Source organism: Cupriavidus respiraculi, from assembly GCF_914271545.1.
Lineage (GTDB): Bacteria > Pseudomonadota > Gammaproteobacteria > Burkholderiales > Burkholderiaceae > Cupriavidus > Cupriavidus respiraculi.
In genome coordinates this window covers 1,140,285-1,158,383 of record NZ_CAJZAH010000002.1, presented here as the reverse complement: position 1 = coordinate 1,158,383, position 18,099 = coordinate 1,140,285, and the positions used below count along the sequence as shown (strand labels likewise).

Below are 18,099 nucleotides of genomic sequence, written 5' to 3'. Positions count from 1 at the left end.
GGCCTTTCCTGCTGTGGAGCGAGGGGCAGTCGCCTCGTTTCCCCGGTCCCGGCCGCTCTGGCTGGCACCGGCTCCTACTACCCACGCCGTCTTCGCGATTGGGCGCACCTCGTGCGCAAGGACGGCCGAAGCGTCATTCCATGTCCTTTTCCGATTTGGGCTTGTCCGACAAGCTCGTGCGTGCCGTGGCCGAACAAGGCTACACCACGCCCACCCCCATTCAAGCGCAGGCCATTCCCGCCATCCTCAAAGGGGGCGACCTGCTGGCCGGCGCGCAGACCGGCACCGGCAAGACCGCCGGTTTCACCCTGCCGATGCTGCAGCTGCTCGCCGAATCCGCACCGGCCGCCCGCGGCCCCCGCGCACCCGTGCGCGCCCTGGTCCTGACCCCGACGCGCGAGCTTGCCGCGCAGGTCGAGGAAAGCGTGCGCAACTATGGCAAGTACGTGAAGCTGCGTTCGATGGCGATGTTCGGCGGCGTCGGCATCAATCCGCAGATCGAGCAGCTCAAGCGCGGCGTCGATATCGTGGTGGCCACCCCGGGTCGCCTGCTGGACCACGTGTCGCAGCGGACCATCGATCTGTCGCAGGTCGAAATGCTGGTGCTCGATGAAGCCGACCGCATGCTCGACATGGGCTTCATCCACGATATCCGCAAGATTCTCAACATCCTGCCGCCCAAGCGCCAGAACCTGCTGTTCTCCGCGACGTTCTCCGACGAGATCCGCGCGCTGGCCGACCGCCTGCTGGACAACCCGGCGTCGATCGAGGTCGCGCGCCGCAATACCACGGCGGAAACGGTAGCGCAGCGGGTCTACCCGGTGGACCGCGAACGCAAGCGCGATCTGCTGGCGCACCTGGTGCGCGAGAACGACTGGCACCAGGTGCTGGTCTTTACCCGCACCAAGCACGGCGCCAACCGGCTCGCCGAGCAGCTGACGCGCGACGGCCTGTCCGCGCTGGCGATCCATGGCAACAAGAGCCAGTCGGCCCGCACGCGCGCGCTGACCGAATTCAAGGCCGGCACGCTGCGCCTGCTGATCGCCACCGATATCGCCGCGCGCGGCATCGACATCGACCAGCTGCCGCACGTGGTCAACTACGATCTGCCCAACGTGCCGGAAGACTACGTGCACCGCATCGGCCGCACTGGCCGCGCCGGCGCCGAAGGGGAGGCGATCTCGCTGGTCTGCGTGGACGAGCACGGCCTGCTGCGCGATATCGAACGGCTGATCAAGCGCCAGCTGGAGCAGACCGTGATTCCGGGTTTCGAGGTCGACCCGACCATCGCGCCCGAGCCGATCCAGAAGGGCCGGCAATCCCGCGGCCAGAATGGCGGCGGACGCGGCCAGTCGCAGGGTCGCGGTGCCGGGTCTGCCGATGCCGGCGGCCAGCGGCGCCAGGAACGCGCCCCGCGTCCCCCCCAGGGTCGTGGCCAAGCCCAGGCCGCAGCGGCGGTGCCGGGCCAGCGGCGCGAGCGCGCTGCGGAAGGCGCCAGCCCCCGCGCGGCGCAAGGCGGACCGCGCAATGGCAGTAACGGCGGCAACGGTGGTGGCAATGGCCAGCGCAACGGCCAGGGCAACGGCAAGCCGAACACCTCGGCCAACGGCAACCGCGGCGCTTCCCCGCAGACGCGTGCCGGTCAGGACGGTGCGCCCGTGCAGGCGCGCGCGCGCAAGCCTGCGCCGCAGGCGGCACTGCTGGGCGGCCAGCGCCCGCGCCACGGTTCCTGAGGCGCCGGGCGCCCGAGACGAGCAGCGCGATGCCGACCGATCCTTCCGTCCCCGGTGAGGGCGCCGCGGCCCCCTATGCGGGGCTGACGCCTGACGCGATACTGGATGCGCTCGATGCCGCCGGCTTCGAGCCGGACGGCCGGCTGCTCGCCCTCAACAGCTACGAGAACCGCGTGTGGCAGGTTGGCATCGACCAGGCCGCGCCCGTCATCGTCAAGTTCTACCGGCCGGGCCGGTGGTCCGATGCGGCGATTCTCGAAGAGCATGCATTCGTGCGCCAGCTGGCCGACGCCGAGATCCCGGCCGTGCCGGCGATCGAGGTCGCCGGCACGACTTTGCACACGCATCAGGGCTTCCGCTTCGCGGTGTTCCCGCGCTGCGGCGGACGGGGGCCCGAACTCGACCGCCCGGACACGCTGACGTGGCTGGGCCGGTTCGTCGGCCGCATCCACGCCGTCGGGGCCACACAGCCCTATCAGGCGCGGCCTTATCTGAATATCGAAAGCTTTGGCGTGGCGCCGCGCGACTGGCTGCTGGCGCAGTCATGCATTCCGCGCGAGCTGCTGCCCGCGTGGCAGGCCGCCGCGGATCTGGCGCTGGAAGGCGTGCGGCGCTGCTATGACCGTGCCGGCGACGTCGGCATGCTGCGCCTGCATGGCGATTGTCACCGCGGCAATGTGCTGTGGATCGATGAGGCGGATGCGCGCACCGGCACGCCCGGACCGCATTTCGTGGACTTCGACGATAGCCGCATGGGGCCCGCAGTGCAGGACTTGTGGATGCTGCTGGAAGGCGACCGCGCCGCCATGCAGAGCCAGCTTGCCGATGTGCTGGCGGGCTACGAGGACTTCGCGGACTTCAACCCCCGCGAGCTGTATCTGATCGAGGCGCTGCGCACGCTGCGGCTGCTGCACTACAGTGCCTGGCTCGCCAGCCGCTGGGACGATCCCGCGTTTCCGGCGGCGTTTCCCTGGTTCGGCACCGACCGCTACTGGCAGGACCGCATCCTGGAGCTGCGCGAGCAGATCGCGCTGATGGACGAGCCGCCGCTCTGGCCCGTGTAGCGGACGCGGCGGCGGCGCGACTACCTGCTGCTTCGGTCTGCCGGCGGTTACTTCCGGTCCGGCGCCTTGACCAGCACCACCGGACACGGCGCGCTGGCCAGCACGCGCCCGGCCACCGAGCCGAGTACCGCGTCGAAGAACGAGCCGCGTCCATGGGTGCCCATCACGATGGCCTCGGCATTCAGCGCGCGGGCCTGCTCGACGATGCGTTCCGACGGAAAGCCATGCAGGGCGTGGGTCTGCACCGGAACCTGGCCGGCGGCAAGGATGTCGCATACCGACTTCATGGCTTTCTCGCTTTCCTCACGGTGCCAGTCGTCGATGGCGTCTTTGCTGACGAAGGCGCGCACTTGCCCGGTGACTTCCGGCGCCACGTGCACCACATGCACCGTGAATCCCGGTTGCAGCAACTTCCCTTCGACAATGGCACGCGCTGCGGCGTCGCTGAAGGGCGAGCCGTCGGTGGCGAGGACGATATTGGTCATGGCGAGAATCTCCTTGGCGGGTTTGTGCACGTTGTCATGCCCTCGGCGGGAACGCCGATGGCCACCGGACCGGCATCGGGAACGGGCCGCTTCCTGACACCATGATGGCACCCACGGCGCGGCCTCGCCACGATCCAGATCAAATCGGTGTGACTTTCTCGTCGGCCGGAGGTTGCATTACAGTTTGCCGCCGCCAATCCCGCTGTCCGTTTCTGCCATTGTGAGGCGCTGCGTTCGCCTCTAGCATGGGGACGGGCTGGCAACCGTCCCGCGGGCGGGCGCCGGTACCCGGACCATGACAGGAGACGGAATGACCGAGGCGGCGACGATGGGAACAGGACAGGCGGGCGGAGGGCTGAAGCCGCTGCGTGGCGTGCGCGTGGTGGAATTCGAGGGCATCGGGCCCGGACCGCTGTGCGGGGCGATGCTGGTCGGACTGGGTGCCGACGTCGTGCTGGTGGCCCGGCCGGTGGCGCCGGACGCGCGCCGGGTGCTGCGCATCAGCGAGGTGCCCGACGAGATCGCCATCGAGCATGGCAAGCGGGTGGTGAAGCTGGACCTGAAGACGCCGGCCGGGATCGAGGCCGCGCTGGACCTGATCGCCGACGCGGATGCGCTGATCGAGGGACTGCGGCCCGGCGCGATGGAGCGGCTCGGTCTCGGGCCCGAGGTCTGCCACGGCCGCAATCCCGCCCTCGTCTACGGCCGCATGACGGGATGGGGCCAGCACGGTCCCCTGGCGGCCAGCGCAGGGCACGATCTGAACTACATCGCGCTGACCGGGCTGCTGGCCTTCGCCGGTCGGGACGGGGCGATGCCCGTGACGCCTCCCACCGTGCTGGGCGATGCGGTCGGCGCGCTGGGTCTGGCCTTCGGCATCGCCAGCGGCGTGCTGCATGCGCGCCAGAGCGGGCAGGGCTGCGTGATCGACGCCGCCATCACCGATATCGCCGCGATGCTCGGTTCGCTGCTGCAAGTGGCCCAGGCCGCCGGCACGGTGGGCGGTGCCGTCCCGAGTCCCTTCCACGATTCGCCGTTCTACGACGTCTACCGCTGCGCCGATGGCCGCGCCATCACGCTTGGCGCGCTGGAGCCGCAGTTCTACCGGCTGTTGCTCGACAAGCTGGGCCTGCACGATGTCGACGCTTCCGCCCAGTACGATCGCGCGCAATGGCCGGCGCTGAAATCGCGCATCGCAGCGCTGATCGCCACACGGCCCAGCGGCGAGTGGTGCGAGTTGCTCGAAGGCACGGACGTGTGCTTCGCGCCCGTGCTCACGCTGGACGAAGCCGCGCGCCATCCGCACAACGTCGCCCGCGGCGTGTTTCGCAGCGCCCCGCATGCCGGCGGCGAGGCGCATCGCGCCAATGCCGCGCCGCGCTTCGTGCCCGCCGGCTAGCGCCGAGCGCCGGGGCCGGTGGCGGCTTCAGGCCCGCGCCAGCCCGGCCGCGAACGCGACCAGCCAGCCGCTGAGCAGGCAGGCGCCCATCCAGCCCGCGACGATAAACGCGCTATCCCGCAAGGTCATGGTGTTTGCTCCCAAGCGATGGGTGGCGGCCGGTCCGGCCTTATTCCCGGAAATCCCGGCCGGCCGTGCGGGCGCCTTCCGAGAACGCGTCGCGCTCGCGGGCGCCGTCGGTGAAGGGATCGGCCTGGCGGGCGCCATCGGTGAACGCGTCGACCTTGCGGGCGCCGTCCGTGTAGGCATCCACCGTGCGATAGACATAGCCATAGTTGTCGCCGGCGTGGGTGCGGGCGTCGGCGGCGAACACCGAATTGAGCGAGAGCAGCGCGGCGCCGGCGATGGCAGCGCTGAGGACGAGGCGGGTGGTGGTGACGGTCATGATTTTCTCCAGGTCGTTTAAATTGAGAGAACCCTTCGGTTCGCTGCGTTGTTGTTCCATGGACTGAAGAATATGCCGTCGGCGAGGCGGCGGGATGGTCTGGATTGCAATTGATCGTTCAAAAATAATGAATGTCCGCGCGAAGGGACTGGCGAGGTCCAGAAGGCACCGCTGCCACCATCCGGTCGCGCTGCCAATAAGACAATTCTCAATACGACAGCGCCGTCGCGCTCACATTCGACAAATCCATTCGATTCTCGATGGCGAGAATCGCCCGTCTCTGTTGATTTTCTGCAAGCCTGAGGGAACGTCTTCATTAGGCTGACGCCGACACGCTGGCCGCTTGCCTTCGAGCCGGCGGGCGTGCATCCCGATAGACGTCATTCTCCCGAGCTTGCATGGCCTCCGACCTGGACACCTCCATCCTTTCCGTCTTGCCCAACGACACCGCCGAGCGCGATTGGCTGACTACCGCTGAAGTCGTCGACGCGCTCGAGCACAAGGGCATTTCCGCGCCGCTGACCGATGCGGTGCAACACCGGCTGACGCTGTTGATGGCGCAGGGCGCCGTGCGCTGCCGGGACGCCGCTACGGCGCCCGGCGCGGCGTCGCACGGCGGGTTGGCGTGGCGCAGGGCGCAGGCCAGTGCGCGGCTGTGGACCGAGGGATCGCTGTGGATGAGCGAGGACGAAGCGCTGGCGCTGCAGGCGCTGCGCCGGTTCTGCGGGCGCCAGATCACGGCCCTGCTGACGACTTCGCTGCAGGAGGTATTCGAGGCGGCGGACATGCGCCTGCGCCAGGGCCCGGGCAACGAGAGCCAGGTGGCATGGCATCGCAAGATCGTCCTGGTCGACGCTGCCTTTCCGCTGCTGCCCCTTCGCCCGCGCGAGGCGGTGTTCCATGCCGTGTCCGATGCGGTGTTCGCCGAGCGCCAGCTCGATATCGTCTACCGGCCCCGCAACGCCCCGGAGCGCCGGCTCACGGTCAAGCCGCTGGGGCTGGTCGAGAAGGCGTCGCAGGTGTATCTGGTGGCGATCGAGGGCGGCACGCCGGACATCGCCAGCATCCGGCTGGATCGCATTGCGTCGGCCACGATCCGGCCCGAGCGCTTCGACTATCCGCCCGACTTCTGCCTGGCCGACCATGTGGCGCAGTGCTGCGAATTCGATCTGCTGTCGGAAGGGGATATCAAGCTGGCCGTGCGCTTTCACCGCGAATACGGCGTGCAGGTGAGGGAATGCGCGTTGTCGGCGGACCAGACCGAAGAGATCCGGCCCGACGGCTCGGTGACCGTGCATTGCACCGTCGAGCTCAACGAGCGGTTGCGGCAGTGGCTGCGCTCGTTCGGTGCCGGCGTGGAAGTGCTCGAGCCGATTGGCCTGCGCCGCGAGATGGCGGCCGACGCGAGGATGGCCGCCAAGCAATACTGCCGGCGCTAGGCGAAAAAAAAGCCGGTGCGGCAAGGCGCGTCGCACCGGCCGTCGGGCGGACTCAGCCGCCGATGCCGATCAGCTCGACATCGAACAGCAGCGTGGCGTTGGGCGGGATGGTTCCCGGAATGCCGCGCGAGCCGTAGGCGGTCGGGCCGGGGCACGTCAGCTTGGCCTTGCCGCCCACCTGCATGCGCTGCACGCCTTCGGTCCAGCAGGGGATGACCCGGTTCAGCGGGAACGAGATCGGCTGACCGCGCTTGTAGGAGCTGTCGAACTCCGTGCCGTCCGTCAGCGTGCCGCGGTAGTGCACCTTGACGACATCCGACGCCTTGGGCGTGGCGCCGGTGCCCTTGGTGATCTGCTCGACCGTTACGCCCGAGGAGAGCTTTTCGGTCGGCGCGCTGGCGCCGGCGGCGTGGGCGAGAGAGAAGGTCGACAGCGAGGCGACGGCGGCGAGAATGGCGAGGGATGGCTTCATGGGTCTGCGGCGCTCCTGATGGCTTGGGTGGGGTGAGGCGAAAAGCCATATGCTAAACGCGAAAGGCCGCGGCCCGTGCCGCATCCCGATGTGTGGCGCGCCCCCGCGCCGGCGGCCCAAAGAAAAAGGGCCCAGCGCAAGCTGGGCCCTTTTTGAATCTGGTGGCGAATCAGGGACTCGAACCCCGGACCTGCGGATTATGATTCCGTCGCTCTAACCGACTGAGCTAATTCGCCAAAGAAGAATGCGATTATACCTGCGGTTTTTTGGCTGTCAACACCTTCGTGCGAAGAACCGGGCAAGCCCGGCCCGTTCGGTGCGGCGCCAATAAAAAAGCCGGCGAGCCTTGCGGCTGCCGGCTCGTGCCGGCCCCGCTCGCGCGGAGACCGGCTGCCTGCGTCACGCTCAGTCGCGGGCGTAGATGTCCACGTCCTTGGTCTCGCGGATGAACAGCGAGCCGATGATGAACGTCATGGCGGCGATCACGATCGGGTACCAGAGACCGTAGTAGATGTTGCCGTTCTGCGCCACCAGCGCGAAGGAGATGGTGGGCAGCAGGCCGCCGAACCAGCCGTTGCCGATATGGTAGGGCAGCGACATCGAGGTGTAGCGGATGCGCGTGGGGAACATCTCCACCAGCATGGCGGCGATCGGTCCGTAGACCATGGTCACGTACAGCACCAGGATCACCAGGATCACCAGCACCATCACCGTGTTCATCTGCGCCGGGTCCGCCTTGGTGGGATAGCCGGCCGCCGCCATCGAGCCGGACACCTCCTTCTTGAACGCCGCGATCTGCGCCTTGCTGGCGTCGTCGAAGGTATGCGGATTCGCCAGCTTGGCGTTCAGCGACGAGATTTCCTTGTCGCCGATGCGAACCGTAGCCACGGTGCCGGGGGGCGCCTCCACGACTTCATAGCTGGCCGATGCCTGTGCCAGCGTGCGCTTGGCGATGTCGCAGGAGCTGCGGAAGTCCACCTCGCGGGCGATCGGGCTGCCCTGGAACGAGCACTCGCGCGGATCGGCCGTCACCGTGATCTGGGCGGTCTGCTGCGCGCGCTCCAGTGCCGGATTGGCGTAGTGGGTCAGCGCCTTGAACAGCGGGAAGTAGGTCAGCACCGCCAGCGCGCAGCCGGCCATGATGATCCACTTGCGGCCAATCTTGTCCGACAGCATGCCGAAGAAGATGAAGAACGGCGTGCCGAGCACCAGGGCGCCCGCGATCAGCAGGTTGGCGGTCTTCGCATCGACCTTCAGCACCTGCGTCAGGAAGAACAGCGCGTAGAACTGGCCCGTGTACCAGACCACCGCCTGGCCGGCGGTCAGGCCGACAAGTGCGAGGATCACGATCTTCAGGTTGCGCCACTGCCCGAACGACTCCGTCAACGGCGCCTTCGAGGTCTTGCCTTCCGACTTCATCTTCTGGAAGGCCGGCGACTCGTTCATCGACAGGCGGATATAGACGGAGATGCCCAGCAGCAGGATCGACAGCAGGAACGGGATACGCCAGCCCCACACTTCGAAGTTCGGCCCGGTCAGCTCGCGGCAGATCAGGATCACGATCAGCGACAGGAACAGGCCCAGCGTCGCGGTGGTCTGGATCCACGACGTGTACGAACCGCGCTTGCCGTGCGGCGCGTGCTCGGCCACGTAGGTCGCGGCGCCGCCGTATTCGCCGCCCAGTGCCAGACCTTGCAGCATGCGCAGCGCGATCAGGATGATCGGCGCCGCCCACCCGATGGTGGCGTAGCCGGGCAGCAGGCCCACGATGAAGGTGGAGACGCCCATGATCAGGATGGTGACCAGGAACGTGTACTTGCGGCCGATCATGTCGCCGAGGCGGCCGAACACCAGTGCGCCGAAGGGCCGCACGATGAAGCCGGCGGCGAAGGCCAGCAGCGCGAAGATGAAGGCGGAGGTTGGATCGAGACCCGAGAAAAACTGCTTGGCGATGATCGCCGCCAGCGAACCGTACAGGTAAAAGTCGTACCACTCGAACACGGTGCCGAGAGACGAGGCGATGATCACCTTTCTCTCTTCCCGGGTCATCGCCGAGCTCTGTGCTCCGCCTCCCGGCATTGCAACGTTCTGCGCGTTAGCCATCTTGTGTCTCCTCCGTCTTTCGTCAGGATGTTCGATCGGCCCGTGGCGCGTGGGGGCGGCAACGCCAGGCCGCGACCGGGCCGTCGAGGGTGACTGGATTCTGGGAGGCGAAACTTACGGCGTTCTGACAGAGTTGCCGACTTTGCGGTCGAAGCGGTCGGGGTATACGCTAGGGCCGCGCGCGCGGGTTGCCTTGCTGCGATGCACGATCGGCGGCGTCGCGCTCGTCGGCGTCGGCCGCCTCGTCGTCGGCGCGGTTCATGCGCCAGGCATAGACGACCGCCATGACGACGTAGAGGATCAGCACGCCCTGCGCGCCCGCCCAGAACGAGAAGGGCCAGCCGAAGAAGTCGAAGCGCAGTTCCCGGGCATACCAGCTGACGACGAAGGTGACCACGAACCAGACGGTCAGCAGGGCGGCGATCCAGCGCACGTTCAGGCGCCAGGCCGCGCGATCGTTGTCGGCCGCGCTCATGCCGGACTTCCCGGCGGCGGCCGGCGCAGCGTGACGCGCACGCGCGTGCCCGCGGCACGGGGCTCGTGCTGATAGACGTTGTCGCCGATGCTCACTTCGCCGCCGTGCTGCTGCACGATCTCCCGCACGATGGCCAGGCCCAGGCCGCTGCCCTCGGTGCGGGTGCCCAGCACGCGGTAGAAGCGCTCCATCACCCGGCCGCGTTCGGCGGCCGGAATGCCGTGGCCGGTGTCCTCCACGTCGAGATAGGCGAAGGGCTCGAACGCGTCCGCCGTCGCCCGCACCGTCGCATGCCCGCCGGCGGGCGTGTAGCGGATGGCATTGTCGATCAGGTTGTTCAGCATCTCGGTGAGCATCAGGCGGTTGCCCTGTACCAGCACCGGATGGTCGGCGTCGTCGATGCCCAGGTCGATCTGCCGTGCCCATGCCTGCGGCAGCCAGTCCTTGACCACCTCGCGGGCCAGCGCGGCCAGGTCCAGCGGCGCCATGTTGTGCGCGCCGCCGAAGTTCTCCATGCGCGCCAGCGACAGCAGCTGCGTGACCAGGTGCGCGGTGCGCTCGGAGCTGCCGGCGATCTGCGCCAGCGAGCGGCGCAACTCCTCGGGAGACTGCTCCCGCTGCGCCAGTTCCGCCTGCATGCGCAGGCCGGCAAGCGGTGTCTTCATCTGATGGGCGGCATCGGCGATGAAGCGCTTCTGCGTCTGCACCGATTGCTCCAGCCGCTCCAGCAGTTCGTTGAACGAGGCCACCAGCGGCGTCAGCTCCTGCGGCGCGGCCCGTTCGTCGATGGGGCTGGTATCGCCGGGATTGCGCGCGCGGATGCGCTGCTGGATCGCGTTCAGCGGCGCCAGCCCGCGCGAGAGGCCGAACCACACCAGCACCACCGCGAGCGGCAGGATCACGAACTGCGGCAGGATCACGCCCTTGATGATCTCGTTGGCGAGCCGGGCGCGCTTGTCCAGCGTCTCGGCCACCTGCACCAGCACCGGCTGGTTGCCGGGCACGCCTTTGAGGGGGACGTAGGTATAGGCCACGCGGACGTCGCCGCCGCCGACGCGATCGTCGCGCAGGGAAACGAGGCCCGCGTGCCCGCGATCGTCCTCGTTGGGCAGCGGCATGTCGCGGTCGCCGGCGACGAACTCGCCGTGCGTGCCCACCACCTGGTAATAGATGCTGTCGGTCTCGTCGGCGCGCAGGATCTCCCGCGCCGACAGCGGCAGCTGCAGCGTCACGCGCCCGTTGACCTCGCGCACCTGCTGCGACAGCACGATGGCGCTGGCCTCGAGCGCGCGGTCGAAGGGGCCGTTGGCGATGGATTTGGCCACCAGGTAGGTCACCGCGATGCTCATCGGCCAGAGCAGCAGCAGCGGCGCCAGCATCCAGTCGAGGATCTCGCCGAACAGCGAGCGCGGGGGCGGTTCTGCGGCGCTCTCTTCCAGATGGGGCAGGGCGTCGGCGAGCGCCTCGTCGCTGACGTCTTCTTCGCGGGAGGGCGCCGGCGCGGGCGCGGGACGGCGCCAGGGCATTCTCAGCAGGCTCATGGCGCGGCCGGCCTCGGGGTGGTCAGGGTCATGCCGCGGATGCCGCGCAGGGTGCCGTCGCGGGTGCCATGGACGGCGGCACTAGTGATGGGCCGCGACGACGGGCTGGAATTTCTCGAGGCAGTAGCCCAGGCCCCGCACCGTGGCGATGCGGATGCCGCCGATCTCGATTTTCTTGCGCAGGCGGTGGACATAGACCTCGATCGCGTTGTTGCTCACTTCCTCGCCCCACTCGCACAGGTGGTCCACCAGCTGTTCCTTGGAGACGAGGCGGCCGGTGCGCGTGAGCAGTATCTCCAGCAGGCCGACTTCGCGGGCAGACAGGTCCAGCATCTGGTCGTTCAGATAGGCGATGCGGCCGACCTGGTCGAAGGACAGCGGGCCGTGGCGCATCAGCGTGGCGCCGCCGCCGGTGCCGCGGCGCACCAGCGCCCGCACCCGCGCCTCCAGTTCGGACAGCGCGAAGGGCTTGGCCATATAGTCGTCGGCGCCCAGGTCCAGGCCCTTGACCCGTTCGCCCACGCTGTCGGCGGCCGTCAGGATCAGCACGGGCACCATGGCGCCGCGGGCGCGCAGGCGCTTGAGCACCTCGAGCCCGGCCATGCGGGGCAGGCCGAGATCGAGGATCAGCAGGTCGAAAGCTTGCGTGGACAGCGCCGAGTCGGCCTCGACGCCATTGGTGACGTGATCGACGGCGTAGCCGGACTGGCGCAGCGAGCGTGTCAGTCCGTCGGCCAGCACGTCGTCGTCTTCCGCGATAAGAATGCGCATATTGTCTCCACCCAGGCCGGCTTCCGCATCGGGCTTCCGATGGGACTTGCCAAGCATACTGTTTTTTTATACAGTACCCGCTTATTCCGGGCTGGTGCGCTTTTGGGGCGACCCCGGGCTTCAGCCACGTGAATCCAGACTTCGTCGAAACTTCGTGGGCGCCGTCGCCGGTGCCATCGATGAAGGCCGATTCAGCAACTGATTTTTAGTATTTGCCGAGTCCGGCGCGGGTCGGGCACGGTAGCCTCCAATAGCAGGCGCCGCGCCAATGCGGCTATTTATACACCATTGACGGAAGGACGACCATGGATGACGGCAAGAAGGCGGGTGCTGGCGTGAGCGCCGAAAAGCAGAAGGCGCTGGCCGCCGCGCTCGCCCAGATCGAGAAGCAGTTCGGCAAGGGCTCGATCATGCGGATGGGCGACGGAGACGTCGAGAAGGACATCCAGGTGGTTTCGACCGGTTCGCTCGGCCTGGACATCGCGCTGGGCGTCGGCGGCCTGCCGCGCGGCCGGGTGGTCGAGATCTACGGTCCGGAATCGTCGGGCAAGACCACGCTGACGCTGCAGGTCGTGGCCGAGATGCAGAAGCTGGGCGGCACCTGCGCGTTCATCGACGCCGAGCACGCGCTCGACGTCAACTACGCCAGCAAGCTGGGCGTGTCGGTGGGCGACCTGCTGATCTCGCAGCCGGACACCGGCGAGCAGGCCCTGGAAATTACCGATGCGCTGGTGCGCTCGGGCTCGGTGGACCTGATCGTGATCGACTCCGTGGCGGCGCTCGTGCCCAAGGCGGAAATCGAGGGCGAAATGGGCGATTCGCTGCCCGGCCTGCAGGCGCGCCTGATGAGCCAGGCGCTGCGCAAGCTGACCGGCACCATCAAGCGCACCAACTGCCTGGTGATCTTCATCAACCAGATCCGCATGAAGATCGGCGTGATGTTCGGCTCGCCGGAAACCACGACCGGTGGCAATGCGCTGAAGTTCTACGCGTCGGTGCGCCTGGACATCCGCCGTATCGGCTCGATCAAGAAGGGCGACGACGTGATCGGCAACGAGACCAAGGTGAAGGTGGTCAAGAACAAGGTGTCGCCGCCGTTCCGCGAGGCCTTCTTCGACATCCTCTACGGCGCCGGCATCTCGCGCCAGGGCGAGATCATCGACCTGGGCGTGGATGCCAAGATCGTCGAGAAGTCCGGTGCCTGGTACAGCTACAACGGCGAGAAGATCGGCCAGGGCAAGGACAACGCGCGCGAATTCCTGCGCGAGAATCCGGACATCGCCGACGAAATCGAGAACAAGGTCCGCGCCGCCCTGGGCGTGGTCGCGATGAACGGCACGCCCGCCACCGCGGAACAGGACTGAAGCCGGCCGGTGCCCGGGGTTCCCGGGCGCCGGCATGCTTTATCCGCGTGAGCGGGCGACACCGCCCGCATCGCCATGCCCGCCCGTCCCCCCCTGTCTCTGAAGGCGCGCGCCGTCGGCTACCTGTCGCGGCGCGAGCACAGCCGCGCCGAACTGAGCCGCAAGCTGGCTCCGCACGCCGAATCCCCCGAGGAACTGACCCGCCTGCTGGACGCGCTGGAGCGCGAGAACTGGCTGTCGAACGACCGTTTCGTCGATAGCCTGGTCCATCGGCGGGCCAGCCGGTACGGCGCGGCGCGGGTCATGCAGGAGGCGCGCACCCATCAGCTCGATGGCGAACAGCTGGCCGATCTGCAGGACCGGCTGCGTGCCACCGAAGTCGAGCGTGCCCGCGCGGTCTGGCAGAAGCGCTTCGGCACCCCGCCGGAGTCGGCCGAGGAAAAGGCCAGGCAGATCCGTTTCATGATGGCCCGCGGTTTTTCCAGCGCGGTGGTCAGCCGGCTGATCAGGGACGCAGATGCCCTGGGCGGCGATTGGGGCGATACGGAGGGCTGAGCCGCCCGCCATGCCGGGGTGTCGGGCGACAGGCGGCGCCGGCACCGCCTTTGGCAAACGTTCGCAAACCGACAAACGTTGCGACCCACTTCCCATCGACAAGAGCAACCCGACACCTTTTTCCATCAGGGTGTTCCCGGGCACACGATCTCGCCGTGATAAACTCTTGCGGTTTTCGCACGAGCCGTCCATCCCGTTCCCGTCTGGTGTTATGCCGCTTTCTCCCCCCGTCAACCGCTCCCCGCGCCACCGCCGTGCCATCACGGCAGATGCGTATTTGAGGGACGACGGCCTTTGGGACATCGAGGCGCGCCTGACCGACACCAAACCGCGTGAAATCGCGCTGGCCGGCGGCCGGGTCCGCCCGCTGGGCGAACCGCTGCACGACCTGTGGCTGCGCATCACGATCGACGAGCGCATGAACGTGCTGGATGCCGAAGCCTGCTCCGACTGGGTGCCTTATCCCGGACATTGCGACACCATCGGCCCGGCGTACCGCAAGCTGATCGGCCTCAATCTGGCCAAGGGCTTCCGCAAGGCGGTCCGCGAGCGCCTGGCCGGCGTCGCCGGCTGCACCCATCTGACCGAGCTGGCGGGCGTCCTGCCCACCACCGCCATCCAGGCCTTCGCCGGCGAAGTGATCAACATTCGCGACGGCGAGACTAACGACACCAATACCGAACCGCCTTACCAGCTGCATGGCTGCCACGCCCTGCATTTCGAAGGCGAGGTGGTCCGGCAGTTTTACCCGCGCTGGTATGGCTACCAGCCGAAGCCGAGGAGCAGGGCGGAAGCGCCTCCTGCCTCGCAGGCGCAGCAGCCGGAGGCGTTCGCTTCCGACGGCGGCGGCGGCTCCCCGCACAGGCCCACCGGCACCACCGGCTGATCGCCTGACACTACCCGCCGAGATATTCCATCTCTACCCATTTACGCCTACCCGAAAGGAAACACGCATGAATATCCATGAGTACCAAGGCAAGGAAATCCTGCGCAAATACAATGTGCCGGTTCCGCGCGGTATCCCCGCATTCTCGGTCGAAGACGCACTGAAGGCAGCCGAGCAGCTCGGCGGTCCGGTCTGGGTTGTGAAGGCTCAGATCCACGCAGGCGGTCGCGGCAAGGGCGGCGGCGTGAAGGTGGCCAAGAGCATGGACGAGGTCAAGACCTACGCCAGCAACATCCTGGGCATGCAACTGGTGACGCACCAGACCGGTCCGGAAGGCAAGAAGGTCAACCGCCTGCTGATCGAAGAAGGCGCGGACATCAAGAAGGAACTGTACGTCAGCCTGGTCGTGGATCGCGTTTCGCAGAAGGTCGCCCTGATGGCGTCCAGCGAAGGCGGCATGGACATCGAAGAGGTGGCCGCGCACAGCCCGGAAAAGATCCACACGCTGATCATCGACCCGCAGACCGGTCTGGCCGACAGCGATGCCGACGATATCGCCCGCAAGATCGGCATCCCCGACGCGAGCGTCGCGCAAGCCCGCCAGGCGCTGCAAGGCCTGTACAAGGCGTTCTGGGAAACCGACGCGTCGCTGGCTGAAATCAACCCGCTGATCCTGACCGGCGACGGCAAGGTGATCGCGCTCGACGCCAAGTTCAACTTCGACTCCAACGCGCTGTTCCGCCAGCCGGAAATCGTGGCGTACCGCGATCTGGACGAAGAAGATCCGGCCGAAATCGAAGCGTCGAAGTTCGATCTCGCCTACATCTCGCTGGACGGCAATATCGGCTGCCTGGTGAACGGCGCCGGCCTGGCCATGTCGACCATGGACACCATCAAGCTGTTCGGCGGCGAGCCGGCCAACTTCCTGGACGTGGGCGGTGGCGCCACGACCGAGAAGGTGACCGAAGCCTTCAAGCTGATGCTGCGCAACCCGAACCTGAAGGCCATCCTGGTCAACATCTTCGGCGGCATCATGCGCTGCGACGTGATCGCCGAAGGCGTGATCGCCGCATCGAAGGCCGTGTCGCTGTCCGTGCCGCTGGTGGTCCGCATGAAGGGCACCAACGAAGAGATCGGCAAGAAGATGCTGGCCGACTCGGGCCTGCCCATCATCTCGGCCGACACCATGGAAGAAGCCGCCCAGAAGGTGGTGGCCGCAGCCGCCGGCAAGTAAGCCAGACGCGAACACGAACGCGAGGGGCGCGGTGCCAGGCACGCGCGCCGCTTTAGCAAAGCAAAGGATTACAGCATGTCGATTCTGATCAACAAAGACACCAAGGTCATCACCCAGGGCATCACCGGCAAGACCGGCCAGTTCCACACCCGTGGATGCCGCGACTACGCCAACGGCAAGAACTGCTTCGTCGCCGGCGTGAACCCGAAGAAGGCCGGCGAGGACTTCGAGGGCATCCCCATCTACGCGAACGTCAAGGAAGCCAAGGAGCAGACCGGCGCAACCGTGTCGGTCATCTACGTGCCGCCCGCCGGCGCCGCCGCCGCGATCTGGGAAGCCGTTGACGCCGACCTGGACCTGGTGGTCTGCATCACCGAAGGCATCCCCGTGCGCGACATGATGGAAGTCAAGGACCGCATGCGCAAGCAGAACAAGAAGACGCTGCTGCTGGGACCGAACTGCCCGGGCCTGATCACGCCGGACGAAATCAAGATCGGCATCATGCCGGGCCACATCCACAAGAAGGGCCGCATCGGCGTGGTGTCGCGCTCCGGCACGCTGACGTATGAAGCCGTGGGCCAGCTGACCGCGCTGGGCCTGGGCCAGTCGTCGGCCGTCGGCATCGGTGGCGACCCCATCAATGGCCTGAAGCACATCGACGTGATGAAGATGTTCAACGACGATCCCGATACGGACGCCGTGGTCATGATCGGTGAAATCGGCGGTCCGGACGAGGCCAACGCCGCTCACTGGATCAAGGACAACATGAAGAAGCCGGTGGTTGGCTTCATCGCTGGCGTGACCGCGCCTCCGGGCAAGCGCATGGGCCATGCCGGCGCGCTGATCTCGGGCGGTGCCGACACGGCACAGGCCAAGCTGGAAATCATGGAAGCCTGCGGCATCAAGGTGACCAAGAACCCGTCGGAAATGGGCCGTCTGCTGAAGTCGATCCTGTAGTTTTCCGTATCGCCGGTTCGTCGCGCGTGGCTGGAAAAAGCGTCACGCCGTGACAGATTGGAACAATGCCCCCGCAACTGCGGGGGCATTGTCGTTTATGGAACAGCGGTGGGCGCGAAAGCAAAAGGGTTGAAACCTAATCGAAAGCTTCGTGCGGTAAATATGGTTGTCCGTATGTGCAGACATCCAAAAGACCGCAATCGGGAACGGCCAACGTAGCCAAACCGCGAGTGCGAACCAACCATAGACACCGAGGAGCCTCACCGTGGAACTGCTGTCTTCCACCACATTCTGGATCGCGCTGGGATCCATCATCCTGACCAATATCGTCCTGTCCGGCGACAACGCGGTGGTGATCGCGCTCGCCTCCCGCAACCTGCCGCCCGCCCAACAGAAGAAGGCCATCTTCTGGGGCAGCGCCGCCGCCATCATCATGCGCGTGGTGCTGACGGTGGCCGCCGTGAAGCTGCTGAGCCTGCCGTACCTAAAGATCGTCGGCGCCATCCTGCTGGTCTACATCGGCGTGCAGCTGCTGACCGGCGACGACGGCGAGGAAGGGCATGACGCCAAGGACAATATCTGGGCCGCGATCCGTACCATCCTGATCGCCGACCTGGTGATGTCGCTGGACAACGTGGTCGCCGTGGCCGCCGCCGCGCAGAAGGGGCCGGAAGGCAGCCAGCTGCTGCTGCTCATCATCGGCCTGGGCCTGTCGATTCCGCTGATCGTGTTCGGCAGCACGCTGCTGCTGAAGGTGATGGAGCGCTTCCCGATCATCATCGTGCTGGGCGCCGCGCTGCTGGGCTATCTGGCCGGCGAAATGCTGGTGAGCGATCCGGTCGATGCGGCTTGGTTCGAAGTGCACGTGCCGCATGCCCATCTGGTCTTCGGTGCGGTGGGCGCCGTCCTTGTGGTGGTGCTGGGCAAGCTGCTCAAGAAGGGCGGGGCGAACGCCGCAGGGTAAGCCAGTTGTAACGGGGGCGGCGGATGCGCCCCCAAGTTATGCCGAACGGGCGACATGGAGCTATGTCGCCCGTTGCCGTTTTGACGTCGAGCTTTAGTCAGAAGTAAGCGGCGTTTCCGGCCATTTGCCTGGTTCCGTCAGGGACTTGGACAGTATTTGTCAGTTTCGAGAGGCGTTTACGGCACTCGATGCCGCAAATTGTCAGCCGGCGA

General features: G+C 66.9%; 17 protein-coding genes and 1 tRNA gene. 10 read left to right on the top strand and 8 right to left on the bottom strand.

The genetic code is table 11. The features are described from left to right. The first annotated feature begins 140 nt into the window (after positions 1–140). Both LDO27_RS13145 and LDO27_RS13140 read left to right on the top strand, forming a co-directional pair. A complete protein-coding gene (locus tag LDO27_RS13145; RefSeq protein ID WP_224042161.1) occupies positions 141–1,733 on the top strand; it encodes a DEAD/DEAH box helicase in 1,593 nt (530 codons plus the stop codon). Positions 1,734–1,762: 29 nt separating this feature from the next. After that, positions 1,763–2,797, top strand: a complete 1,035-nt coding sequence (locus tag LDO27_RS13140; protein ID WP_224042160.1) for a serine/threonine protein kinase — start codon at positions 1,763–1,765, stop codon at positions 2,795–2,797. Positions 2,798–2,844: 47 nt separating this feature from the next. On the opposite strand, the gene LDO27_RS13135 is transcribed toward LDO27_RS13140, so the two are convergent. Continuing rightward, positions 2,845–3,282, bottom strand: a complete 438-nt coding sequence (locus LDO27_RS13135) for a universal stress protein (protein ID WP_222201932.1) — start codon at positions 3,280–3,282, stop codon at positions 2,845–2,847. 310 nt (positions 3,283–3,592) lie between these two features. Here LDO27_RS13135 and LDO27_RS13130 point away from each other — a divergent pair, with 310 nt between their 5' ends. Beyond that, a complete protein-coding gene (locus LDO27_RS13130; RefSeq protein WP_224042158.1) occupies positions 3,593–4,681 on the top strand; it encodes a CaiB/BaiF CoA transferase family protein in 1,089 nt (362 codons plus the stop codon). A gap of 169 nt (positions 4,682–4,850) precedes the next feature. On the opposite strand, the gene LDO27_RS13125 is transcribed toward LDO27_RS13130, so the two are convergent. Further along, positions 4,851–5,186 carry a hypothetical protein gene (locus tag LDO27_RS13125; RefSeq protein ID WP_224042157.1) on the bottom strand — a complete coding sequence of 112 codons (336 nt, stop codon included), beginning with the start codon at positions 5,184–5,186 and terminating at the stop codon, positions 4,851–4,853. Between the two features lie 338 nt (positions 5,187–5,524). Between LDO27_RS13125 and LDO27_RS13120 the strand changes: the two genes are divergently transcribed. Continuing rightward, on the top strand, positions 5,525–6,565 hold the full coding sequence (locus LDO27_RS13120) for a helix-turn-helix transcriptional regulator (protein WP_224042155.1): 1,041 nt from the start codon (positions 5,525–5,527) through the stop codon (positions 6,563–6,565). Between the two features lie 52 nt (positions 6,566–6,617). On the opposite strand, the gene LDO27_RS13115 is transcribed toward LDO27_RS13120, so the two are convergent. From LDO27_RS13115 to LDO27_RS13090, 6 genes are all read right to left on the bottom strand, one after another. Next, the gene (locus LDO27_RS13115) at positions 6,618–7,037 is read right to left on the bottom strand and encodes an FKBP-type peptidyl-prolyl cis-trans isomerase (protein ID WP_222201928.1); all 420 of its coding nucleotides are present in this window, start codon (positions 7,035–7,037) and stop codon (positions 6,618–6,620) included. A 159-nt stretch (positions 7,038–7,196) separates the two neighbouring features. Next, positions 7,197–7,273: transfer RNA gene (locus LDO27_RS13110), tRNA-Met, on the bottom strand. Positions 7,274–7,442: 169 nt separating this feature from the next. Continuing rightward, positions 7,443–9,140 carry an MFS transporter gene (locus tag LDO27_RS13105; RefSeq protein WP_224042154.1) on the bottom strand — a complete coding sequence of 566 codons (1,698 nt, stop codon included), beginning with the start codon at positions 9,138–9,140 and terminating at the stop codon, positions 7,443–7,445. 169 nt (positions 9,141–9,309) lie between these two features. Then, on the bottom strand, positions 9,310–9,615 hold the full coding sequence (locus tag LDO27_RS13100; protein ID WP_222201926.1) for a DUF4212 domain-containing protein: 306 nt from the start codon (positions 9,613–9,615) through the stop codon (positions 9,310–9,312). After that, a complete protein-coding gene (locus LDO27_RS13095) occupies positions 9,612–11,156 on the bottom strand; it encodes a sensor histidine kinase (protein WP_222201924.1) in 1,545 nt (514 codons plus the stop codon). The genes LDO27_RS13100 and LDO27_RS13095 overlap by 4 nt, the downstream gene beginning before the upstream one ends. Positions 11,157–11,237: 81 nt before the next feature. Beyond that, a complete protein-coding gene (locus LDO27_RS13090) occupies positions 11,238–11,927 on the bottom strand; it encodes a response regulator (protein ID WP_222201922.1) in 690 nt (229 codons plus the stop codon). 305 nt (positions 11,928–12,232) lie between these two features. Here LDO27_RS13090 and recA point away from each other — a divergent pair, with 305 nt between their 5' ends. The 6 genes from recA to LDO27_RS13060 all read left to right on the top strand — a co-directional run bounded on the left by recA (position 12,233) and on the right by LDO27_RS13060 (position 17,887). Continuing rightward, positions 12,233–13,291, top strand: coding sequence for a recombinase RecA (gene recA / locus LDO27_RS13085; protein WP_222201920.1), 1,059 nt, complete (start codon positions 12,233–12,235; stop codon positions 13,289–13,291). A 75-nt stretch (positions 13,292–13,366) separates the two neighbouring features. Then, the gene (gene recX / locus LDO27_RS13080; protein ID WP_224042153.1) at positions 13,367–13,846 is read left to right on the top strand and encodes a recombination regulator RecX; all 480 of its coding nucleotides are present in this window, start codon (positions 13,367–13,369) and stop codon (positions 13,844–13,846) included. A 211-nt stretch (positions 13,847–14,057) separates the two neighbouring features. Then, positions 14,058–14,732, top strand: a complete 675-nt coding sequence (locus LDO27_RS13075; protein WP_222201916.1) for a DUF2889 domain-containing protein — start codon at positions 14,058–14,060, stop codon at positions 14,730–14,732. Positions 14,733–14,799: 67 nt separating this feature from the next. Then, positions 14,800–15,966 (top strand): ADP-forming succinate--CoA ligase subunit beta, encoded by a 1,167-nt coding sequence (gene sucC / locus LDO27_RS13070; protein WP_222201914.1) that lies wholly within the window; start codon positions 14,800–14,802, stop codon positions 15,964–15,966. A gap of 75 nt (positions 15,967–16,041) precedes the next feature. Then, entirely contained in the window at positions 16,042–16,923 is an 882-nt protein-coding gene (sucD, locus tag LDO27_RS13065; protein ID WP_224042151.1) for a succinate--CoA ligase subunit alpha, read from the top strand. A gap of 265 nt (positions 16,924–17,188) precedes the next feature. Continuing rightward, entirely contained in the window at positions 17,189–17,887 is a 699-nt protein-coding gene (locus LDO27_RS13060) for a TerC family protein (RefSeq protein ID WP_224042150.1), read from the top strand. Positions 17,888–18,099 lie beyond the last annotated feature (212 nt).